This window comes from Kineosphaera limosa NBRC 100340 (assembly GCF_000298215.1).
Classification (GTDB): domain Bacteria; phylum Actinomycetota; class Actinomycetes; order Actinomycetales; family Dermatophilaceae; genus Kineosphaera; species Kineosphaera limosa.
This window is the reverse complement of the sequence record NZ_BAHD01000034.1, coordinates 40,807-61,351: the sequence shown is the minus strand read 5'-3', so window position 1 is coordinate 61,351 and position 20,545 is coordinate 40,807. Positions and strand designations below refer to the sequence as shown.

At 70.8% G+C, this 20,545-nt stretch carries 19 protein-coding genes and 1 pseudogene; 18 read left to right on the top strand and 2 right to left on the bottom strand.

The window, feature by feature from the left end; all coding sequences use genetic code 11:
* The first annotated feature begins 5 nt into the window (after nucleotides 1–5).
* The 17 genes from KILIM_RS11380 to KILIM_RS11300 all read left to right on the top strand — a co-directional run bounded on the left by KILIM_RS11380 (nucleotide 6) and on the right by KILIM_RS11300 (nucleotide 18,314).
* A complete protein-coding gene (locus KILIM_RS11380) occupies nucleotides 6–1,661 on the top strand; it encodes a UDP-N-acetylmuramoyl-L-alanyl-D-glutamate--2,6-diaminopimelate ligase (protein WP_006592836.1) in 1,656 nt (551 codons plus the stop codon).
* Entirely contained in the window at nucleotides 1,658–3,187 is a 1,530-nt protein-coding gene (locus KILIM_RS11375; protein ID WP_006592835.1) for a UDP-N-acetylmuramoyl-tripeptide--D-alanyl-D-alanine ligase, read from the top strand. The genes KILIM_RS11380 and KILIM_RS11375 overlap by 4 nt, the downstream gene beginning before the upstream one ends.
* On the top strand, nucleotides 3,184–4,272 hold the full coding sequence (mraY, locus tag KILIM_RS11370; RefSeq protein ID WP_006592834.1) for a phospho-N-acetylmuramoyl-pentapeptide-transferase: 1,089 nt from the start codon (nucleotides 3,184–3,186) through the stop codon (nucleotides 4,270–4,272). The genes KILIM_RS11375 and mraY overlap by 4 nt, the downstream gene beginning before the upstream one ends.
* A complete protein-coding gene (murD, locus tag KILIM_RS11365) occupies nucleotides 4,269–5,786 on the top strand; it encodes a UDP-N-acetylmuramoyl-L-alanine--D-glutamate ligase (RefSeq protein ID WP_006592833.1) in 1,518 nt (505 codons plus the stop codon). The genes mraY and murD overlap by 4 nt, the downstream gene beginning before the upstream one ends.
* A gap of 36 nt (nucleotides 5,787–5,822) precedes the next feature.
* Nucleotides 5,823–7,088, top strand: a complete 1,266-nt coding sequence (gene ftsW, locus KILIM_RS11360; RefSeq protein ID WP_006592832.1) for a putative lipid II flippase FtsW — start codon at nucleotides 5,823–5,825, stop codon at nucleotides 7,086–7,088.
* Nucleotides 7,085–8,236 (top strand): undecaprenyldiphospho-muramoylpentapeptide beta-N-acetylglucosaminyltransferase, encoded by a 1,152-nt coding sequence (gene murG / locus KILIM_RS11355; RefSeq protein ID WP_006592831.1) that lies wholly within the window; start codon nucleotides 7,085–7,087, stop codon nucleotides 8,234–8,236. Before ftsW ends, murG begins: the two co-directional genes overlap by 4 nt.
* Nucleotides 8,233–9,681 carry a UDP-N-acetylmuramate--L-alanine ligase gene (gene murC, locus KILIM_RS11350; protein ID WP_006592830.1) on the top strand — a complete coding sequence of 483 codons (1,449 nt, stop codon included), beginning with the start codon at nucleotides 8,233–8,235 and terminating at the stop codon, nucleotides 9,679–9,681. Before murG ends, murC begins: the two co-directional genes overlap by 4 nt.
* A 114-nt stretch (nucleotides 9,682–9,795) precedes the next feature.
* Nucleotides 9,796–10,557: a cell division protein FtsQ/DivIB gene (locus KILIM_RS11345; RefSeq protein WP_051988754.1), complete on the top strand. Its 762-nt coding sequence runs from the start codon at nucleotides 9,796–9,798 to the stop codon at nucleotides 10,555–10,557.
* 332 nt (nucleotides 10,558–10,889) lie between these two features.
* Nucleotides 10,890–12,155: a cell division protein FtsZ gene (gene ftsZ, locus KILIM_RS11340; RefSeq protein ID WP_006592828.1), complete on the top strand. Its 1,266-nt coding sequence runs from the start codon at nucleotides 10,890–10,892 to the stop codon at nucleotides 12,153–12,155.
* A gap of 119 nt (nucleotides 12,156–12,274) precedes the next feature.
* Nucleotides 12,275–13,027, top strand: coding sequence for a peptidoglycan editing factor PgeF (pgeF, locus tag KILIM_RS11335; protein WP_006592827.1), 753 nt, complete (start codon nucleotides 12,275–12,277; stop codon nucleotides 13,025–13,027).
* On the top strand, nucleotides 13,024–13,806 hold the full coding sequence (locus tag KILIM_RS11330; protein ID WP_006592826.1) for a YggS family pyridoxal phosphate-dependent enzyme: 783 nt from the start codon (nucleotides 13,024–13,026) through the stop codon (nucleotides 13,804–13,806). Before pgeF ends, KILIM_RS11330 begins: the two co-directional genes overlap by 4 nt.
* Before the next feature lie 75 nt (nucleotides 13,807–13,881).
* Nucleotides 13,882–14,547: a cell division protein SepF gene (locus tag KILIM_RS11325; RefSeq protein ID WP_006592825.1), complete on the top strand. Its 666-nt coding sequence runs from the start codon at nucleotides 13,882–13,884 to the stop codon at nucleotides 14,545–14,547.
* Nucleotides 14,548–14,633: 86 nt separating this feature from the next.
* Nucleotides 14,634–14,921: a YggT family protein gene (locus tag KILIM_RS11320; protein ID WP_006592824.1), complete on the top strand. Its 288-nt coding sequence runs from the start codon at nucleotides 14,634–14,636 to the stop codon at nucleotides 14,919–14,921.
* Between the two features lie 174 nt (nucleotides 14,922–15,095).
* The gene (locus KILIM_RS22385; RefSeq protein ID WP_006592823.1) at nucleotides 15,096–16,067 is read left to right on the top strand and encodes a DivIVA domain-containing protein; all 972 of its coding nucleotides are present in this window, start codon (nucleotides 15,096–15,098) and stop codon (nucleotides 16,065–16,067) included.
* A gap of 300 nt (nucleotides 16,068–16,367) precedes the next feature.
* Nucleotides 16,368–16,811, top strand: a complete 444-nt coding sequence (locus KILIM_RS11310; protein ID WP_006592822.1) for a TraR/DksA family transcriptional regulator — start codon at nucleotides 16,368–16,370, stop codon at nucleotides 16,809–16,811.
* Nucleotides 16,784–17,389, top strand: a complete 606-nt coding sequence (lspA, locus tag KILIM_RS11305) for a signal peptidase II (protein ID WP_083876100.1) — start codon at nucleotides 16,784–16,786, stop codon at nucleotides 17,387–17,389. The genes KILIM_RS11310 and lspA overlap by 28 nt, the downstream gene beginning before the upstream one ends.
* Nucleotides 17,382–18,314 (top strand): RluA family pseudouridine synthase, encoded by a 933-nt coding sequence (locus KILIM_RS11300; protein ID WP_006592820.1) that lies wholly within the window; start codon nucleotides 17,382–17,384, stop codon nucleotides 18,312–18,314. The genes lspA and KILIM_RS11300 overlap by 8 nt, the downstream gene beginning before the upstream one ends.
* Here the strand turns inward: KILIM_RS11300 and KILIM_RS24645 are convergent.
* A complete protein-coding gene (locus KILIM_RS24645) occupies nucleotides 18,285–18,515 on the bottom strand; it encodes a helix-turn-helix domain-containing protein (protein ID WP_255247641.1) in 231 nt (76 codons plus the stop codon). The two genes, KILIM_RS11300 and KILIM_RS24645, sit on opposite strands and share 30 nt — an antisense overlap.
* 106 nt (nucleotides 18,516–18,621) lie before the next feature.
* A pseudogene (locus KILIM_RS25455) lies at nucleotides 18,622–19,215 on the bottom strand (PAS domain-containing protein); the annotation flags it as partial.
* Here KILIM_RS25455 and KILIM_RS11290 point away from each other — a divergent pair.
* Entirely contained in the window at nucleotides 19,099–20,475 is a 1,377-nt protein-coding gene (locus KILIM_RS11290) for a tryptophanase (protein ID WP_006592818.1), read from the top strand. The pseudogene KILIM_RS25455 and the gene KILIM_RS11290 overlap by 117 nt on opposite strands.
* Nucleotides 20,476–20,545 lie beyond the last annotated feature (70 nt).

Genomic DNA, 20,545 nt, shown 5'->3' with positions numbered 1-20,545 from the left:
CGTCAGTGAACGCCAGCCCACGCCCCCACCAGGTCACCGCCCGCACGCTGAGCGAACTCGTCAGCGCCGTCGAGGGACTGACCGCGCTGCCGGATGCCCTTAGTCCGCACGCGGTGACCGGCGTGACCCTCGACAGCCGCGCCGTGCGGCCCGGTGACTTGTACGCGGCCCTGCCGGGAGCCAACGTGCACGGAGCCACGTTCGCCGCCCAGGCGCTCGACTCCGGTGCTGTCGCAATCCTCACCGACCGGGCGGGTGCCGACCTCATCGCCGTCGCCGGGGCGAGCTGCCCGGTGCTCCTTGCCGACGACCCCCGCGGGCTACTCGGTGCCGTCGCCGCCGTGATCTACGACCAGCCGGCCACGCGCTTGGTCATGCTCGGCATCACCGGCACCAACGGCAAGACGACGACCGCCTACCTGCTGGAGTCGGCGCTCACTCAGCTCGGGCGCACCCCCGGCCTCATCGGCACCATCGAAACCCGCATCGGCACGGAGCGCGTGCCCAGCGTCCGCACCACCCCGGAGGCCAGCGACCTGCACGGGTTGCTCGCGCTCATGGCCGAGCGTGGCTGTGATTGCTGCTGCATGGAGGTCTCGAGTCACGCCCTGGCGCTGCACCGGGTCGACGGGGTGGGCTACGACGTGGCGATCTTCACCAACCTGTCCCAGGACCACCTGGACTTTCACTCCGACATGGCCGAGTACTTCGCCGCGAAGGCGGCGCTGTTCACGCCGGAGCGGGCGCGGCAGGCCGTCGTGTGCATCGACGACGAGTGGGGTCGACGGCTGGCAGCCACCGCGGCCATCCCGGTCGCCACGGTCGCCAACGCCTCGGCCGAGGTCGACGCCGACTGGACGATCGAACCCCCGCTCGATGGCGCGGGTGGGGAGCCGGACGACTCCGGCTCCTCCGGCGGGTTGCGGCTGCGCCACCGCGACGGCGCGCAACTGTGGGCGGCGGTGGCGCTGCCGGGCGCGCACAACGTGACGAACACGGCCCTGGCCGCGGTCACCCTCCTGCAGCTCGGTTATCCGCCCGAGCAGGTCGCCGCCGCCTTCGACGTGCCCGCGCACGTGCCCGGCCGGATGCAGCGGGTGCAGCTCGAGCAGTCCGCCGACGGGCTGCTGCCACCGCAGGTGTTCGTCGACTTCGCGCACACCCCGGAGGCCGTGGCGGCCACCCTCTCCGCCCTGCGCGACCAGCAACGAGGACGGCCAGGAGGGCCAGGGCGACCGGCGCAGCCGGGGCCGCTGGTCGCGGTGCTGGGCGCCGGCGGCGACCGCGATCCCGGCAAGCGACCGCACATGGGCGCCGCGGCGGCCCGGGTCGCCGACATCGTCATCGTCACTGACGACAACCCCCGACACGAAGACCCGGTGGCGATCCGCGCGGCTCTCGCGTCAGGCGCCCGGGAGGTCGCGGAGCGGGGGGCCGTGCACGACGTGCCCGGCCGCGCGGAGGCGATCGCTCTGGCGCTGTGGCTCGCCTCCGGAGCCGCAGACGGCAGCCGCGCCGCCGGCACGGTCGCGGTGCTCGGCAAGGGCCACGAGACCGGCCAGACGATCGGGGATGTCACCGCCCCCTACGACGACGCCAGCGCGACCCGCCGCGGCTGGGAGCAGTTGGTGCCCGCGCACGCAGCACAGGAGCACTCGTGATCCCCCTCACCCTGGCCCAGCTCGCCGCGATCACGGGCGGGACCGTGCACCCGGCGGGCGGCGATGGTGCGCCGGCCGCGGGCGATCCCGGTGCCGTGCTGGTCGACGGTCCGGTCGTCACCGATGCCCGCGAGGCGGGCCCCGGCAGCCTCTACGTGGCGCGGATCGGGGAGCACGCCGACGGGCACGGCTACGTGCCGCAAGCCGTGCAGACCGGGGCGGCCGCCGCGTTGGTGACGCGACCGGTCGAGGCGCTGCCGCATGTGCTGGTCCCCGACGTGCAGGAGGCCTTCGCCGCGATCGCCACCCACGTCATCGACACTCAGGTGCAGCGGGTCGGCCTGCAGGTCGTGGGCATCACCGGATCCTCGGGCAAGACGACGACCAAGGACCTGCTGGCAGCCGTCCTGGAGCGGCACGCCCCGACCGTGGCCAACGTCGGCTCGCTGAACTCCGAGGTCGGCGTGCCGCTGACCGTCTGCCGCATCACCGCGGACACTCGCTTTCTCGTGTTGGAGATGGGGGCCCGCGGCATCGGGCACATCCGCTACCTGACCGACATGACCCACCCGCGCATCGGCGTCGTGCTCAACGTCGGCTCCGCGCACGTCGGCGAGTTCGGCTCCCGCGAGGTCATCGCGCAGGCCAAGGCCGAGCTCGTGCAGGCGCTGCCGCCCGGGGGTCTGGCCGTACTCAACGCCGACGATCCGCTCGTGCGCGCCATGGCGGTCGCCCCGGACGCCCGAACGGTTTTCGTCGGGTCGGCCGGCGCGGCGGACGTGCGCGCCACCGACGTCGAGCTGATGCCGACCGGCTGCCCGCAGTTCACGCTCCACGTGGGTGGCCAGCGGCACCTGGTGACGATGGGTCTGCTCGGCCTGCACCAGGTGGACAACGCCCTGGCCGTGGCGGCGGTGGCCGCCGAGGCCGGGATGGCTCCCGCGGACATCGCCCAGGCGTTGTCCGCCGCGCGGGCTGCGAGCCGCTGGCGCATGGAGCGAGTGGAGCGGGCCGACGGTGTGACGATTCTCAACGACGCCTACAACGCCAACCCCGAGTCGATGGCCGCCGCGCTGCGAACGCTCGCGCATCTGGGCGCCGCGCGGCAGCAGACCGGCGACCGGCCCGGGCGCACCTGGGCGGTGCTGGGCGGCATGCTCGAGCTCGGCCCCGACGGGCCTCGCGACCACTACGAGATGGGTTGCCTGGCACGTGAACTCGGAATCGAGGAGGTGCTCGCCGTCGGCGCCCTCGCCGAGCCGATCGCGGCGGGAGCCGCCGGGGCAAGCGCGCCGGACGTGCGCAACACCGCATCTGCTGGTCAGCGGGATCGGTGCGAAGCCCGCGATTCTGGCACTAACGTAAACACTCGGTCGCGATGCGTTAGCGACACCGACGCCGCGTTCACTCTCTTGCAGGGTGAATTGCGACATGGTGACGTCGTACTGCTCAAGTCCAGCCGGGACAGCGGCCTTCGGTTACTGGGAGACCGGCTGGCGAGTGACAAGTCGGAGGTGGGCTCGTGAGGTCCGTGCTGGTGGCCAACGCGATCGGGTTGATCGTGGCCCTGTTCGGCACCCCGCTCTACATCCGCTTCCTCGTCAAGCGCGGCTACGGCCAGTTCATCCGCGACGACGGACCGACCACGCACCACACCAAGCGCGGCACTCCGACGATGGGCGGCGCGGTCATCATCGGTGCCACCGTCATCGGCTACCTGCTCGCCCACCTGGTGACGATCACGCCGCTGTCGCCCAGCGCCCTGCTCGTGCTCTTCCTCATGTGCGGCCTGGGCTTGGTGGGCTGGCTCGACGACTACATCAAGATCAGTAAGGCCCGCAGCCTGGGTCTGCGCTCGTGGCAGAAGCTGGCCGGGCAGATCGGTGTCGGCACGATCTTCGCCTTGCTCGTCATCCGGTTTCCCAACGAGAACGGCATCACGCCCGGTTCGACCGCCATCTCATTCGTGCGCGAGACTCCGCTGGATCTCATGGCGCTCGGCCCGGCTTTCGGCCTGCTGGCCTACCTGCTGTGGATCAACCTGATGATCGCCGGACTGAGCAACGGGGTGAACCTCACCGACGGCCTGGACGGTCTGGCCACCGGTGCCTGCGTGCTCGTGGCCGGCGCCTACGTGCTCATCGGCATCTGGCAGTTCAACCAGAACTGCCACCCGGTGACCACCTCGCTGAAGTGCTACTCGACGCCGCACGCGCACGACGTGGCGATCCTGGCGGCGGCCCTCATGGGCAGTTGCATCGGCTTCTTGTGGTGGAACGCCTCACCGGCAAAAATCTTCATGGGCGACACCGGCTCGCTGGCCCTGGGTGGGGCGCTGGCCGGTCTGGCCATCGTGACCCGCACCGAGTTGCTGGTCGTCATCCTCGGTGGCCTGTTCGTCGCCATCACCTTGTCGGTCATCATCCAGGTCGCCTCGTTCAAGATGACCCGAAAACGGGTGTTCCGCATGGCACCCCTGCAGCACCACTTCGAACTCGTGGGCTGGAACGAGGTGACCATCGTCATCCGGTTCTGGATCGTCGCGGGCCTGTGCGTCGGCTTCGGGTTGGGCATCTTCTACGCCGAATGGATGGTCGGGGGAGTTGGATGAGCGACGGGCTGGCACCAACCGGCGAGCAGCGCGATCCCTATGAGCCGCGGCCGGGGCTGACTCATCGCGACGCGGACTGGTCGGGTCTGCGCGTCGTCGTCGCAGGCTTGGGCGTCAGCGGGTTCGCGGCGGCCGACGCGCTTCTCGAACGCGGCGCCGTCGTCACGGGGGTCGACTCCGGCACGAGTCAGGCCCTCACCGAGCGCGCCCGCATCCTGGAGATCCTCGGCGCGCGGCTGCTACTCGGCCCGCAGGGTCAGCAGGCCATCTCCGAGCCGGAGGCGAGCCTCGCCGATGCCGACCTCGTCGTCACCTCGCCCGGCTGGCGGCCCGACAACCCACTGCTCGCAGCGGCCGCGCAGCGCGGCATCCCGGTGTGGGGCGAGGTCGAACTGGCGTGGCGGATGCGCCCGGCCCACAACCCCGCCCCTTGGCTGACGATCACCGGCACCAACGGCAAGACCACGGTCGTCACGATGGTGGCCGGCATGCTGGCCGCCGCGGGCCTGCGGGCGGCCGCCGCCGGCAATGTCGGCACTCCGATCCTGGAGGCGGTGCTGCATCCGCAGCCGTTCGACGTCATTGCCGTCGAGTTGTCCAGCTTCCAGTTGCACTGGCAGCGCTCCGTCTCGCCCCTGGCCTCGGTGTGCCTGAACATCGCCCCCGACCACCTCGACTGGCACGGTTCACTGGCGGAGTACGCCCGCGCCAAGGGCCGTGTGTACGCCAACACGCAGGTGGCCTGCGTCTACAACGAGCAAGACCCGGCGACCGAGCAATTGGTCGTCGACGCTGAGGTCGTCGAGGGCTGCCGGGCCGTGGCCTTCACCCTGGGCACCCCCGCCATCTCGATGGTCGGCCTCGTGGAGGACGTGCTGGCCGATCGCGCGTTCGTGCAGGAGCGGCGCACGAGCGCGGCCGAGCTGGGCACGCTGGCCGACCTGCAGCGCGGCGACCTGCCGCCGGCCCCGCACGTCGTCGCCAACGCACTGGCCGCCGCAGCCCTGGCGCGGGCCGCCGGCGCGCCACCGGTGGCCGTCCGCCAGGGACTGCGCACCTACGTCTTCGAGCCGCACCGCATCGCCCTGGTCGCCGCCCGCGCCGGCGTCAGCTGGATCGACGACTCCAAGGCCACCAATCCGCACGCCGCGCAGGCCTCGCTGGCCGCCTACGACCCGGTCGTGTGGATCGCCGGGGGGCAGCTCAAGGGTGCCGACGTCGAGGAGTTGGTGCGCGGGGCCGCGGGGCGGTTGCGGGGCGTGGTGCTGTTGGGTGCCGATCGCGCACAGATCGCCCAGGCGCTGGCCCGACACGCGCCCGATGTCCCCGTGCACGAGGTCGCCAGCACCGACACTGGGGCGATGGAGGAGGTCGTCGCTGCGGCCGCCTCCTTCGCCGAAGCAGGGGACGTCGTGCTGCTGGCGCCCGCTGCGGCGTCGCTGGACATGTTCCCCAGCTACGGTGCCCGGGGCGACGCGTTCGCCGCCGCCGTGCGCCGTCACCTCGGCGAGTGACTGTAAGCGTTACCGGCACCGAAGGGGGACCAGGCGGTGAGCCTGACGAGTACGCCACGCCCGCGAGAGCGGCGTCGCGAGGATGAGCCGGTCGCCGGCATCCCTCCCCAGGAGCACCCGATCTGGGCGCGCCTGGAGTCGCCGCTGAGTACCTACTATCTGCTCATCGCGGTCGTTGCGGCGTTGCTGCTCATCGGCCTGGTCATGGTGCTCTCGGCCTCCAGTGTGGCGGCCGTGCAGGCGCGGGGCGACGCCTTCGTCACGTTCCGGCGGCAGCTGGTCTTCGCCGTGATCGGCGTGGTCGGCGCGGTGGTGGCCAGCCGGATGTCGGTCCGCACGTGGCGCAGCCTCGCGATCCCCATGCTGCTGGGGGCCCTGTGCCTGCAGGCCCTGGTTTTCACGCCGCTGGGCGTCAACGTCCTGGGTAACCGCAACTGGCTGACGCTGGGACCGATCCAGATCCAGCCCTCGGAGATCGGCAAGCTCGCCCTCGTGGTCTACGGCGCCTCGGTGCTGGCCACCAAGCGTCGGCTCCTGGGCCAATGGCGCCACGCGATCGTGCCGCTCGTCTTTCCCGCCGGCGCCCTTGTCGTCGGTCTCGTGTTGTTGGGGCACGACCTGGGCACGGCGCTGGTGCTGCTGGCGACTCTGGCCGGGCTGCTGTGGGCCAGCGGGGTCTCCGGGCGGTTGTTCGTTCTGGCCGGCGGTGCCGCCGCGGTCGGGGTCACCGCGATGGTGCTCGTCAGCGGCAACCGCATGCATCGCCTCAACACCTGGCTGGGCTGCGAAGAGGTGCACCAGTGCTGGCAGAGTCAGCACGGCTTGTACGCCCTCGCCGACGGGGGCCTGTCCGGCCTGGGGCTCGGCGCCAGCCGCGAGAAGTGGCTATGGCTGCCGGAGCCGCACAACGACTTCATCTTCGCGATCATCGGTGAGGAGCTCGGCATCGGGGGCACGCTGACCGTGCTCGTGCTGTTCGCCTTGTTGACCCTGGCCTGCTACCGGATCGTCATGCGCACCGACGATCCGTTCGTGCGTGTCGCCACCGCGGGCGTCATGGCGTGGATCATCTCGCAGGCGATGATCAACATCGGCTCGGTCATCGGCCTGCTGCCGGTCATCGGGGTGCCGCTGCCGCTGGTCTCCAGCGGTGGGTCGGCCCTCGTGATGACGCTCGCCGCACTCGGCATGGTCATCTCTTTCGCGCGCAACGAACCCGCTTGCAAGCGCGCCCTCGACGCCAGGCCGCGGGTGATGCTGCGCAGCCTGTCGGTCTTCCCCGCCGGGCGGGGCCGGCGATGAGTGACCCGAGCGCGCAGTCGAGGCCCGGCGCCGGCACCCCCGAGCGGGTGCTACTGGCCGGAGGCGGATCGGCCGGGCACGTCTCCCCGCTGCTGGCTTTGGCCGACGCGCTGCGCCGCCGCAACCCCGGCATCCGCATCGAGGTGCTGGGCACCAGCACCGGGCTCGAGGCGCGCCTCGTGCCCGACCGCGGCTACGAGCTGCGCACGATTCCCAAGGTGGTGTTTCCGCGCCGGCCCTCGGCCCAGGCGTTGCGGTTGCCGTCGTCGCTGTGGGGGGCGGTCGCCGCGACCGACGCGGTGCTGCGGGACCTGACACCGCAGGTCGTCGTCGGCTTCGGCGGCTACGTCTCCACACCCGCCTACCTGGCCGCGCGCCGCCGCGGCATCCCCATCGTCGTGCACGAGCAGAACGCCCGCCCGGGGCTGGCGAACAAGCTCGGCGCCCGGTTGACCCGGCACGTTGCGGTCACCTTCGCCGACACCCCGCTGGCGCACGGGCAGGTGGTCGGCATGCCGCTGCGGCGCGAGATCAGCGACCTGAACCGCGACGAACTGCGCGCGCAGGCCCGCGAGTTCTTCGGTCTGCACCCGACGCGCACCACCCTGCTGGTGACCGGCGGCTCGCTGGGGGCCGCCCGTCTCAACGGCGCCTTCGCCGCGGCCGCCGCCGACCTGGCCGGCCCCGACGCACCCGCGGACCTGCAAGTGCTGCACCTGAGCGGGAACGGCAAGGAGTTCGAGCCGGTCGGGGTGCAGGCCGGGCGGTACGTCGTGCGGCCTTACGCGCAGCGGATGGAGTTGGCCTACGCCGCCGCCGACCTCGTCGTCGCGCGCTCCGGGGCCAATACGGTGTGCGAGCTGACGGCCGTCGGGCTGCCGGCCCTCTTCGTCCCGCTGCCCATCGGCAACGGCGAGCAGCGGCTCAACGCCGAGGGCGTCGTGGCCGCCGGCGGTGCGACGCTGACCCCCGACGACGAGGTCGACGCCGCGTGGGTGCGCAGCGTCGTCGTGCCCCTGCTGGCCGACCCGCGCCGGGTCGCCGCCATGGCCGCAGCTTCGGCCTCCGTCGGGGAGCGGCACGCCGACGAGCGCCTCGCCGACGTTGTCGACCGTGCCTGGTCGGCCCAGGGGGAGGACCATCGATGAGCCCGATCACCCGATTCGACTACGAGGCCCCCGTTCCCGCGGTCGACGAGCTCGGCCGCGTGCATGTGCTCGCCATCGGCGGGGCCGGCATGTCCGCGGTAGCGCGACTGCTGCTGCAGGCGGGCCTGACCGTCAGCGGTTCAGACGCGCGCGACTCCGCGATGCTTGGCGCCCTGCGCGCCGACGGCGCCACGGTGTGGGTGGGGCACGAGGAGGCGCATCTGGCGGGCGTCGACACCGTCGTCGTCTCCTCCGCGATCCGAGAGGACAACGTTGAGCTCGCCGCGGCTCGCGCCGCCGGGCTGCGGGTGCTGCACCGCTCCCAGGCCCTGGCCGCGCTCGCGGCGGGTCGGGTGCCGGTCGCTGTCGCCGGGGCCAACGGTAAGACGACGACGACCTCCATGTTGACGGTCGCCCTGATCGACGCCGGGGCGGACCCCTCCTACGCCATCGGCGGCGAGCTGTCTGCGGCCGGCACCAACGCTCATGTCGGCGGCGGCCGGTCGATGGTCATCGAGGCCGACGAGAGCGACGGGTCGTTTCTGGCCTACCGCCCGCAGGTTGCCATCGTGACCAACGTGCAGCCCGATCACCTCGACTTCTACGGCACCTTCGAGGCGGTTCAGGACGCCTACCTTCGCTTCACGGGCACCATCCGCCCTGGCGGCCTGCTGGTGGCCTGCGCCGACGACGCCGGCTCCCTGCAGCTTGCGCAGCGAGCCGCCGCCGCCGGGGTGCGCGTCCTGACCTACGGCACCGCACCGGAGGCCGATCTGCGGCTGTGTGAGGTGCGCTTCGACGGGATGACCGGCCGCGCTCGCCTCGCGGGCCCAGCCTCCGGGGAGGGTGGCGAGCTGGTCATCGAGGTGCCCGGCGAGCACAACCTGCGCAATGCGGCCGCCGCCTACCTGGCCGCGACCGCCGGTCTCGGCGCCCGCCCGGCCGAGGTGCTGGCCGGGCTGCGCGCGTACTCCGGCACCCGGCGGCGCTTCGAGGCCAAGGGCGAGGCGGCGGGGGTGCGGGTGGTCGACGACTACGCGCACAACCCCGGCAAGGTGGCGGCCGTGGTGGCCACAGCGGCACCGCTGGCGCGCCCCGGGCGGCTCGTCGCGGTTTTCCAGCCGCACCTGTACTCGCGGACCCGCGACTTCGCGCAGAGCCTGGCCGCCGGTCTGGCCCCAGCGGATGTCGCGGTGATTCTTGACGTCTACGCCGCCCGCGAGGACCCGATGCCGGGTGTCAGCGGCGACCTCGTGGCCGAGCACCTGCGTGCGCTGCCCGGTGAACGCCAGGTGCGGTATGTGCCCGACAAGGCTTCGGCTCCGCGCGTCGTCGCGGAGCTGGTTCGGCCGGGTGATCTCGTGTTGACCGTCGGTGCGGGGGATGTCACCGACGTCGGCCCGGCCGTGTTGGAGCTGCTGGAGGCGAACCCGCCCCCGCAGTAGGACTCGATTCGCGCGTGTACCCGTCACGCCGACGAAGAGGTGATCGATGTGTTGGTGGGGGAACGGGGGGGACGAAAGACCGTGGCGCGAGTTCGCGCCTACATCACGACAACCATGACCGACCGCTGGGTTGCGGCGCGGACGCTGCTGCTTTCCCATCGGCAGGCGGTGCTGCGGCACGGCCTGCGGATCATCGCGGTGCTCACGGTGCTCGGCGCGGGCCTCGGCTACCTGCTGTGGGGCTCTGCCTGGACCCGCCTGGAGGCGGTGCACGTCCATGTCACCGACCCGCAGGCTCCCTCGACCGGGGTGGCCTTGGCCGACGACTCCGTAGCAGCGCGGCAGCGTCAGATCCTGCAGGCGGCTTCGGTCACTCTGGGTGAACCTCTAGTAGAAGTTGATACTGAAACAGTGGCTGCTCAGGTGAAAGCACTCGGGCGCTACTCGAGGGTTAGCGTCGAACGAGACTGGCCGCAGACCCTGTCGATCTCGGTCACGCCGCGCACCCCGGTGCTGGCCGCGACCGGGGGTAAGCCCGGCCTGTGGCTCGTGGACGCCGACGGCCTCGCGTACGAGTCGGTGCCCTCGGCGCCTGAGGGGGTCACCCCCGCGACGCTCGCCGGCGAGCCTGCGTCCGCCGCCGCCGCGGCCGCCACCGCCGTGCTCGCGTTCCCACCCCAGCGACGTGCACAGATACAGCAGGTGCAGGTCGATGCCGGCGGCATCGTCACCGTGCGCTTCCAGACCATCGACGTGCGCTGGGGCCCTGCGGGGCAGGATGAGCTGAAGAGCGTGGTGGCCCTGGCGCTGCTGGATCAGCCGGGCGTCCGTCTCATCGACGTCACCGTGCCGGGGCGACCGGTGACGACCGGGTGACCCCACCTTCGCCGGGAGTCCATGCCTGAACTTGACATTGAAGCTCGGGCGGCACGCCCGACCCTGGCTGGATTCGGCTGCGGTCTCGCGTAGGATGGCGCACGAGGTGGGGGCTGGGCGGTGCCGACGAAGCGTCGAGTACCGTTCCACACCGGGCCGGCTCGTACGTGACGATCGGTGAGCCGGGTCCCCACCTCAGGTTGAGGTCTATCGCCTCGCGGCCCGCAGCAGCGGGTCGAGCGGTCTCAGATCCCGGCCCTTATGGACATGAGCGCGCAGGAAGCGCATTACACAGGTCGTCAACAGACAATTTTCACGAGAGGCCCCCCGACGTGGCAGCACCACAGAACTACCTGGCCGTCATCAAGGTCGTCGGCATCGGCGGGGGCGGTGTCAACGCGATCAACCGGATGATCGAGGTCGGTCTCAAGGGTGTCGAGTTCATCGCCATCAACACCGACGCACAGGCACTGCTCATGAGCGACGCCGATCTCAAGCTCGACGTCGGCCGCGAACTGACCCGCGGTCTGGGCGCCGGCGCCGACCCCGAGGTCGGCAAGAAGGCCGCCGAAGACCACGAGGAGGAGATCGAGGAGGCGCTGCGCGGCGCCGACATGGTCTTCGTCACCGCCGGCGAGGGCGGTGGCACGGGCACGGGGGGTGCCCCCGTGGTCGCCCGCATCGCCAAGAGCCTGGGTGCCCTGACCATCGGCGTCGTCACCCGCCCCTTCACCTTCGAAGGCCGCCGCCGGGCGAACCAGGCCGAGTCCGGCATCGGGGCCCTGCGCGAAGAGGTCGACACGCTCATCGTCATCCCCAACGACCGGCTGCTCTCGATCAGCGACCGCGCCGTCTCGATGCTCGACGCCTTCCGCAGCGCCGACCAGGTGTTGCTCTCCGGTGTCCAGGGCATCACCGACCTCATCACGACACCGGGTCTGATCAACCTCGACTTCGCCGACGTCAAGTCCGTGATGCAGGGCGCCGGCTCGGCGCTCATGGGCATCGGCTCGGCCCGCGGTGAAGATCGCGCGGTGCAGGCCGCCGAGCTCGCGATCTCCTCGCCGCTGCTGGAGGCCAGCATCGACGGCGCCCACGGCGTGCTGCTGTCCATCCAGGGTGGCTCCGACCTTGGTCTGTTCGAGATCAACGAGGCGGCTCGCCTCGTGCAAGAGGCCGCGCACCCGGAGGCGAACATCATCTTCGGTGCCGTCATCGACGACGCCCTCGGCGACGAGGTGCGGGTCACGGTCATCGCGGCCGGCTTCGACGGCGGCGGCCCGCAACAGCGTCGCGAGGAGCGCGCCGACCAGCAGCAGCAGCGTCGGCAGGCGCCGCGCAGCCAAGGTGTCTTCGGCTCGACGCCGCGTCCGCAGCCCGAGCCGATCTCCGGTGAGGACGACGAGCCGGTGCAGCGACTCGCCCCGCCGACTCGCGATACGTGGAGCCCCGCGCAGGGGCAGCCGCAGCGCGCCGAGCAGCCGGCCCGTACCCCCGAGCCCGCCCACCAGGGCGCCCCGGCCCAGCCGGCGCGCCCGCCGCGCACGGTGACCTTCGACGAGGGCGACGACCTCGACGTCCCCGACTTCCTGAAGTAGGCCCGCGCCCAAACGCCGGCCTGGCCGCGGCGCCCGCCCCCACCTCGGGGGCGGGCGCCGCGGTCTTTGGCTGAGCCGCGGTCAGGACAGTTCCCGGGCACGCTCTGTAGGGTGGCGGGGTGTTCTACTGGCGCAAGCAGGTCGACCCGGCAACCCCGAGCGAATCGGGCCTGGACTGGGGATTCACGAGTGCCTCCGGGGGCCGCAGCCGAGCCGAGGCCGCCTACGGCAACTTCAATCTCGGCGGCCACGTCGGCGACGATCCGCAGATCGTCGAGACCAACCGGCGCGAGCTGGCCACCGCCTTCGGGGTGGCGCGCGACCACCTGCTGTTCCTGGCCCAGACCCACGGCACGAATGTCGTGTTGGCCGACGGCCCCTGGCCCGACGGCCAGCCCGCCGAGGCGGACGCCATCGTCACGACCAATCCCGATGTGGCGCTGGCGGTGCTCGTCGCCGACTGCGTGCCGCTGCTCCTGGCCGACCCCCAAGCCGGGGTCGTCGCCGCCGTGCACGCCGGGCGACCCGGCATGATCAACGGCATCGTGCCGCGCACCATCGAGGTGATGCGCGAAGCGGGGGCGCAACGCATCGAGGCGGCGATCGGCCCTTCGGTCTGCGGTCGCTGCTACGAGGTGCCGCAGGAGATGCGCGACGAGGCCGCGGCCACCAGCGCCGTCAGCGCCACCGTCTCGTGGACCGGCACCCCGGCCATCGACGTGGCCGCCGGCGTCGTAGATCAACTGCGAGCCCACGACGTACCCGTGACCTGGATCCCGGGCTGTACCCGCGAGTCCGAGAGCCTGTACTCCTATCGGCGCCGCCAGACCACCGGTCGGTCCGCGGGCGTGGTGCGCCGCTGGGCCCCGTGAGCCACCCACGCCCGCAGCGCCCCGACTCCCAGGACGCCCGCACGCAGGAGCTGTCCGCGGGACTGGACCGCGTCCACGCGCGCATCGCCGCGGCCGCCGAGCAGGCCGGACGTGACCCTGCAGAGCTGACGCTCGTGGTGGTCACCAAGTTCTTTCCCGCCGCCGATGTGCTGCGCCTGGCCGGCCTCGGGGTCAGGGACGTCGGCGAGAATCGCGACCAGGAGGCGGCCGCCAAGGCCACTCAGATCGCGCAGCTCGCCGACCGGGCCGGTCTGATTGCCCCCCGGATGCACTTCATCGGCCAGCTGCAGACCAACAAGGCCGCCTCGGTCGCCGGCTATGCGCACCTCGTGCACTCCCTGGACCGGCCCAAGCTGGCCCGCGCCCTCAGCAAGGCCGCCGTGGCCGGCGATCGTGAGCTCGGCGTGCTGCTGCAGCTCGGCCTCGACACCGACGCTGACGCGGCCCAGGGGCGCGGCGGGCTGCCGCCGGCGCAGGCCCGCGAGTTGGCCGACCTCGTCGCCGAATTGCCTGGTCTGGTGCTGCGCGGGGTGATGGGCGTCGCGCCGCTGAACGCAGGCGGAGCCGACGCGCCGGATGCGGCGACGCAGGCCTTTGCTCGGTTGCGTTGCGTGGCGAAGGAGTTGGTCGCGCAGCATCCCCAGGCCGGCCTCATCTCCGCTGGAATGAGCGGCGATCTGGAGCAGGCGGTGGCCGCCGGAGCGACACACCTGCGTGTCGGCAGCGCAATCCTGGGGTCCCGTCCGGCGCATGGTTAGCTTGGGGCTCGAAGGGCCGTCCCCGGCGAGGTGGAGCGACCGAGGATCACGACAACGCACAGCAAGGAGCGCGAGATGGCAGGGGCCCTGCGCAAGACGATGGTGTACCTCGGCTTGGCCGAGGACGATGACGCCTACCGCTACGACGAGTACGACGAGCGCCGCGACACCGACCGCGAGCGGGCCGAGCGCGAGCGCGCCGATCAGCGCCCCCGCGAGGAGGCCAGCCCGGTCCGTCGGGTTGCCGAGCGTAGCGAGGCTGCACCGCGCGCCGCCGTCGAGCGTCCGGAACGCACTGAGCGCCCTGTGGCGCATGTTGCCAGCGTGCCCAGCCTCGTGCAGGATGACGAGCCGACCTCCGGCTCGGCAGCTACGGCGCCGATCCGGCGCGCCGAGGTCACCCCATTGCCCCGGCGCACACCCGTCCGGGAGGTCGTCAAGGACATGGAGGTAGGCGGCGTGCACCGCATCACGACGATCCACCCGCGCACCTACAACGAGGCCAAGAAGATCGGCGAGAACTTCCGCGAGGGTACGCCGGTCATCATGAACCTGACGGCCCTTGACGACGCCGACGCCAAGCGTCTGGTCGACTTCGCCGCCGGCCTCGTCTTCGGGCTGCAGGGCTCGATCGAGCGGGTCACCAACAAGGTGTTCCTGCTCTCGCCGGCCGATGTCGAGGTCACCTCTGTCGACGGCGAGCCGTCGGCCACCGCCAAGGGCCTGTTCAACCAGAGCTGAGAGGCCGCAGCGATCCAGGCCGGTTGCCGCCCGACCGACCTGGACGCATCAGCCCACATCCAGGCAGATCACGGATAATCGAGGGTATGAATCCCGTCACCGGCCTGTTGGTCTCGCTGATCAACATCTACATCATCGTGCTCATCGCGCGACTGGTCATCGATTGGATCCAGGTGTTCGCCCGCGACTGGCGGCCCCGCGGCTTTCTCGCGGTGGTGGCCGAAGGCATCTACACCGTGACCGATCCGCCGTTGCGCGCGTTGCGCCGAGTGATCCCTCCGATCCGGCTCGGATCGGTCGCGTTGGACCTCTCATTCATCGTGCTGATCATCGGATTGTCTTTGCTGGTAAGCTTGTTGACGCAGCTCGGATGATCTGTGGTGCTCGTAAGGCGGGTGCAGCTGTGACGCATGGGGTCGTCGCAGTTGTGGGTAGCCGCCAAGCGGGCTCATTGGGGGAGGATCGAGACGACAACTGGCGCCATGGCGCCAGGGGCGTCGAGACACAATCCGACTCCACCGCACATCGGCCGACTTCGAGGGGAACACATGGCTCTCACGCCCGAGGACGTTCTCAACAAGAATTTCACCGCCACGCAGTTTCGACGCGGTTACGACGAGCAGGAGGTCGACGACTTCCTCGATGAGGTCGTTGCCGAGCTTCGGCGCTTAGGCGGTGAGAACACCGACCTGCGTCGCAAACTCGAATCCGGTGGCGCTCGGCCCGCGGTGGCCGCCGGCGCCTCCGCTGCGTCTGCTCAGGCGGTCGAGGCTGCGGAGAAGGACGCGGCGCAACGCATCGCCAAGGCCAAGGCCGACGCCGAGAAGATCGAGGCGGAGGCGGCGCAGCGGATCGCGGCGGCCAACGAGCAGGTGCAGGAGGCCACGGCGCGAGCCAACGAGGCTCAGGGTGCGGCGTCAGCCGCTCCGACCGCTGCTCCCGCGCCTGCGCCGGCGCCCGCTGCCGACGCTGCGGGGCTCATCGCTCTGGCCCAGAAGGTGCACGACGAGTACGTCGAGCAGGGCCGCAGCGAGCACGATCGCCTCATCGGGGACGCCACGAGCCGCCGCGACAAGATCGTCGGCGACGCCACGGCCCGCTCCGAAGAGCTCGTGCGCAGCGCGCAGAGTCGGCACGACGATCTGGTCACGACCGCGCAGAGTGAGTTCGACCGGCTCACCAGCGAGGCCCAGTCGACCCATGAGCGGCTGCTCACGGAGGCTCAGGATCGCTCGACCAGCCTCCTGGCCGAGGCCGAGGAGCGGAAGCAATCGCTCATCGAGGAGATGGAGCGCGAGCGCCTCACCCTCGATCAGGCCATCGCTCAGTTGCGCTCCTTCGAGAACGACTACCGCTCCCGCCTGCGCGGCTTCATCGAGGGGCAGCTGCACGAGTTGACCGCGACCGACGGCGTGCTGGAACACGTCAACGGGCACGAGGCCAACGGGCGTCACCCGCGGGAGAACCGCGGGCACGACCAGCAGGAGCAGCGCGAGGCCGAGCCGGCGCATCAGGGCTGACCGGCCCTGCCGCTAGCCGCTACGGCGGGGGTCGTCCGGCCCGGACGACCCCCGCCGTGTGCGCGCGGGCCGCACGCTGCGCACCGGCGCAGGGGCGGACAAAGGGATAGCTCAGAGTAGTCGCAGCCTTTTACCGTGGCGCGACCCGTTTGACGGTCTATCCTCGTCGCTTATCCCCTGATGCCGGGCGCAGCCCGAGCACCATTCGATAACCCTGCCGGGGGACCGGCAAGAAACCACTGCCGGGGGACCGGCACGCAACCATTGCCGGGACACCGGCACGATCTGGACCGAGGTCACATGGCCGTGAAAGCGAATTCAACGGGTCAGTCCGGCGTCGAGGCGGATGCCGACACGCTGCCCGTGCGCCCAGGGGAAGACCCATGGACGAGCGAGGAGGTCGCGCAAGTGCGGGCCGAACTCGAGGACGACATTGCGCGGATCGCCGAGGAGTTGCAGTTCTCCGAGTCCGATCTCGCCGGGCTGATGCGTGACTACGGCGGCGGCTCCGGCGACGACTCGGCCGACACCGGCGGCAAGGTGCTCGAGCGGGAGCAGAACCTCACGCTGACCCAGAACTCGCGCAAGCTGCTGGAGCAGAACCAGCGGGCGCTGGAGCGCATCGACTCCGGCAGCTACGGTCGGTGCGAGTCGTGTGGCGAGCCGATCGGCAAGATGCGGCTGCAGGCGTTTCCCCGTGCGACCCTGTGTGTGCCATGCAAGCAGAAGCAGGAGCGGCGCTGACGCCCGCCGACACCACAGCCTCAGCACGACCCGCGGGCGCATCACGCCGGGTCGTGCTCACCGCCACCGTCCTGGGCCTCGGCCTGACCGTCTGGGGCCTGGACCAACTCACCAAGATGTGGGCGTTGCGCGAGCTGACGCCCGGTGTGCCCCGCCCCCTGGTCGGGGAGATCCTGCAGCTCAACCTGCTGTTCAACCCGGGTGCCGCGTTCTCCCTCGGTACGGGCGTCACACCGGTGTTTGCCACGATCCAGGCGGTCGTCTCGTTGGCGATCGTCGTGGCGGCGTTCCGGGTCGGGTCGGCGTGGTGGGCGGTCGGGCTCGGACTCGTCCTCGGCGGGGCCTCCGGCAACCTCACCGATCGGCTGACGCGCCCGCCGGGCTTCATGCACGGGCATGTCGTCGACTTTCTGCAGCTGCCGAACTGGCCGGTGTTCAACATCGCCGACTCCGCGATCGTCACTGCCGCGTTCCTGCTTGCTCTCACGGCCTTCCGCGGCATCGGTTTCGACGGCTCCCGCGAGGGCGAGGGCGCGGGCGGTCAGCGCGCGACCGACGCGGAGGAGAACCGTGGCTGAGGTGCGGACTCTGCCGGTGCCCGAGGGCCTGGAGGGAGAGCGGGTGGACGCGGCGTTGGCGCGGCTGTTCGGGTTCTCCCGTACCCGGGCCGCGCAACTGGCCGGCGAGGGCCACGCGCGGGTCGACGGTTCGGTGGTCTGCAAGTCCGACCGGGTGCGTGCCGGCAGCCTCCTGGAGGTGACTCTGCCGCCGGTCGCGCCGCCGCCGGGTCTGGAGGTGGTCGCCGAGCCCGTGCCGGGGATGAGCATCGTGCACGACGACGACGACATCGTCGTCGTCGACAAGCCCGTCGGGGTCGCGGCGCATCCGAGCGTCGGCTGGAGCGGCCCGAGCGTCGTCGGTGGTCTGGCCGCCGCCGGCTACCGCATCTCCACCTCGGGGGCCAGCGAGCGTCAGGGCATCGTGTCCCGCCTGGACGTCGGAACGAGCGGCCTGATGGTCGTGTGCAAGAGCGAGTACGCGTACACGATGCTCAAACGCGCCTTTCGCAACCGGGAGGTCGACAAGACCTATCACGCCCTCGTGCAGGGCCTGCCGGACCCGGTCGTCGGCACGATCGACGCCCCGATCGGGCGGCATCCGGGCGCGGAGTTCAAGTTCGCGGTGATGAAGTCCGGCAAGCCGAGCATCACGCACTTCCAACTCCTCGAGGCGTTTCGGGCTGCCTCCCTCCTGGAGGTGCACCTGGAGACGGGGCGCACCCACCAGATTCGGGTGCACATGTCGGCGCTGCGTCACCCCTGCGTCGGCGATCCGCTCTACGGCGGTGATCCGGTGCTCGCCGGTCGGCTGGGGCTGGAGCGGCAGTGGCTGCACGCCGTCGGGCTGGGCTTCGTGCACCCCGGCACGAACGAGTACGTCAACTTCGAGAGTGCCTATCCGCCGGATCTGCAATCAGCCCTGGACATCCTCGCCGACGGCTGACCGGCTGTGCGACCGGGCGTCGACCTGCGCGTCGATCTCGTTGAGGTAGTTGTAGATCGTGAAGCGGGTGACTGCCAGGGCGCTGGCAGCGGTCTCGACGCTCTCCTTGAGCATGAAGAAGCCACGCTCCTTCAGGTCGCCCACGACGGCGAGCTTGTGCCGCTTCTGCATCTGCTCGACCGGTACCTGAACCGCCGCGATCGCCGAGCAGGTGCTCGGCGAGTTCGTCGATGCCGCGTGGAAACTCCTCGGTCGGTGCGTCGCCCGCCTCGACGACGGCGGTGGTGACTGCCGGGAGCATCGAGTCGGCGAGGTGATGCACGGCCCGCCACATTGTCACGTCGATATTGACGCAGAGGGCCGCCACGGGCACCCCTGCGGAGTCTGAGCAGACCATCGTGCTCGACCGCAGCTCTCGACCGCCCGGTAGCCGCGACGCATAGGCCAGATGGGTCTCAACCTCGTCTCGGGCGAACGCGGCGAGCAGGGTGTCGGTCGCCGGCGAGCCGACGACGCGGCCGGTCAGGCTGCCTCCGCTGATGGCGACGATCGAGTCCGGTAGCTTCACCAACTCGTGCAGCACGACCTCGTTGGAGCCCGGGATCGTCTGGTGCAGCGGCTCGACCAGGGTGGCCAGGAGGTCGAGGATCCTGCGCGCCTGCTCGGGGTCCGGGCTCCAGCGGGGTGGCGATAGCTTCTTGCTGCGGGAGTCGGCAGCACCCCACGTCCGGTTCTCGCACCCGCCTCCACCAGAGCGGGCACACCATGCGAGAGGACTGCCGCGATGAAGTACATCCCCGAGCCCTTCAAGATCAAGATGGTCGAGCCGATCCGCCTGACCACGGCTCAGGAGCGGCGCGAGAAGATCGCGGCCGCCAACTACAACAACTTCGGCCTGCACGCCGACGACGTCTACATCGACCTGCTGACCGACAGCGGCACCAACGCGATGAGCAACGCGCAGTGGTCGGCGATGCTCACCGGCGACGAGGCCTACTCGGGCGGGCGCAGCTACTACGACCTCATCGGCGTCGCGCAAGAGATCTTCGGCTACGAGTGGATCCAGCCGGTGCACCAGGGGCGCGCCGCCGAGAAGGTGCTCTTCCCGGTGCTCATCGGGCGTCCCGGCCAGGTCGTCATCTCCAACACCTTTTTCGACACCACCCGCGCGCACGTCGCCCTCGCAAACGGGCGCCCCATCGACTGCGTGTGCCCCGAAGGCCTGGACTCCGGCCTGGACGCCCCGTTCAAGGGCAACATGGACAATGCGCGACTCGAAACGCTCATCGCCGAGCACGGGGATGAGGTCGCGGGAATCGTCGTGACGATCACCAACAATTCCGTCGGTGGTCAGCCGGTCTCCATGGCGAACATGCGTGAGACCGCGCGCATCGCTGCGGCGCACGGCATCCCGTTGGTCATCGACGCGGCCCGGTTCGCCGAAAACGCCTACTTCATCAAGGCCCGCGAGGCCGAATTCGCCGACGCGACCATCGCGGAGATCATCCGCGAGTTCTTCTCCTACGGCGACATCTTCACGATGAGCGCGAAGAAGGACGCCATCACCAACATGGGCGGCCTGCTCGGAGTGCGCGAGGAGGGCGAGCACGTGCCCGACGTGCGCTCGCTCGTCATCGCCGGAGAGGGTTATGTCACCTACGGCGGCCTCTCCGGGCGCGACCTGGCCGCTCTGGCCGTCGGACTGCGCGAGGGGATGGACGAGGACTACCTGCGTTACCGCACCGGGCAGGTCGCCTATCTCGCCGCCCGCCTCGACGAATTCGGCATCCCCTATCAGCGGCCGGCCGGCGGCCACGCCGTCTTTGTGGACGCCGGCAAGCTGCTGCCGCACCTGCCGTGGCACCAGTACCCCGGCCACGCTCTGGCGGTCGAGTTGTACATCGAGGCCGGCGTACGCACCTGCGACATCGGCTCCTACCTCATGGACCGCGACCCCGCGACGGGGCAAGAGCAGCAGGCGCCCCTGGAGTTCACCCGCTTGGCGATCCCGCGGCGCGTCTACACCCAGGCCCACCTCGACGTCATCGCGGAGGCCCTGGGCGCCATCAAGGAGCGCGCCGGGTCTGTTCCCGGATATGAGATCACGTGGGAGCCGAAGGTGCTGCGGCACTTCACCGCCACACTGCGCCCGCTGAGCTGAGCGGGTCGTGAACGAGGCGCCGACTCGCCGGGAGCGCCAATCCGGGCCGTTGACCTGGACCGTCGGGGGC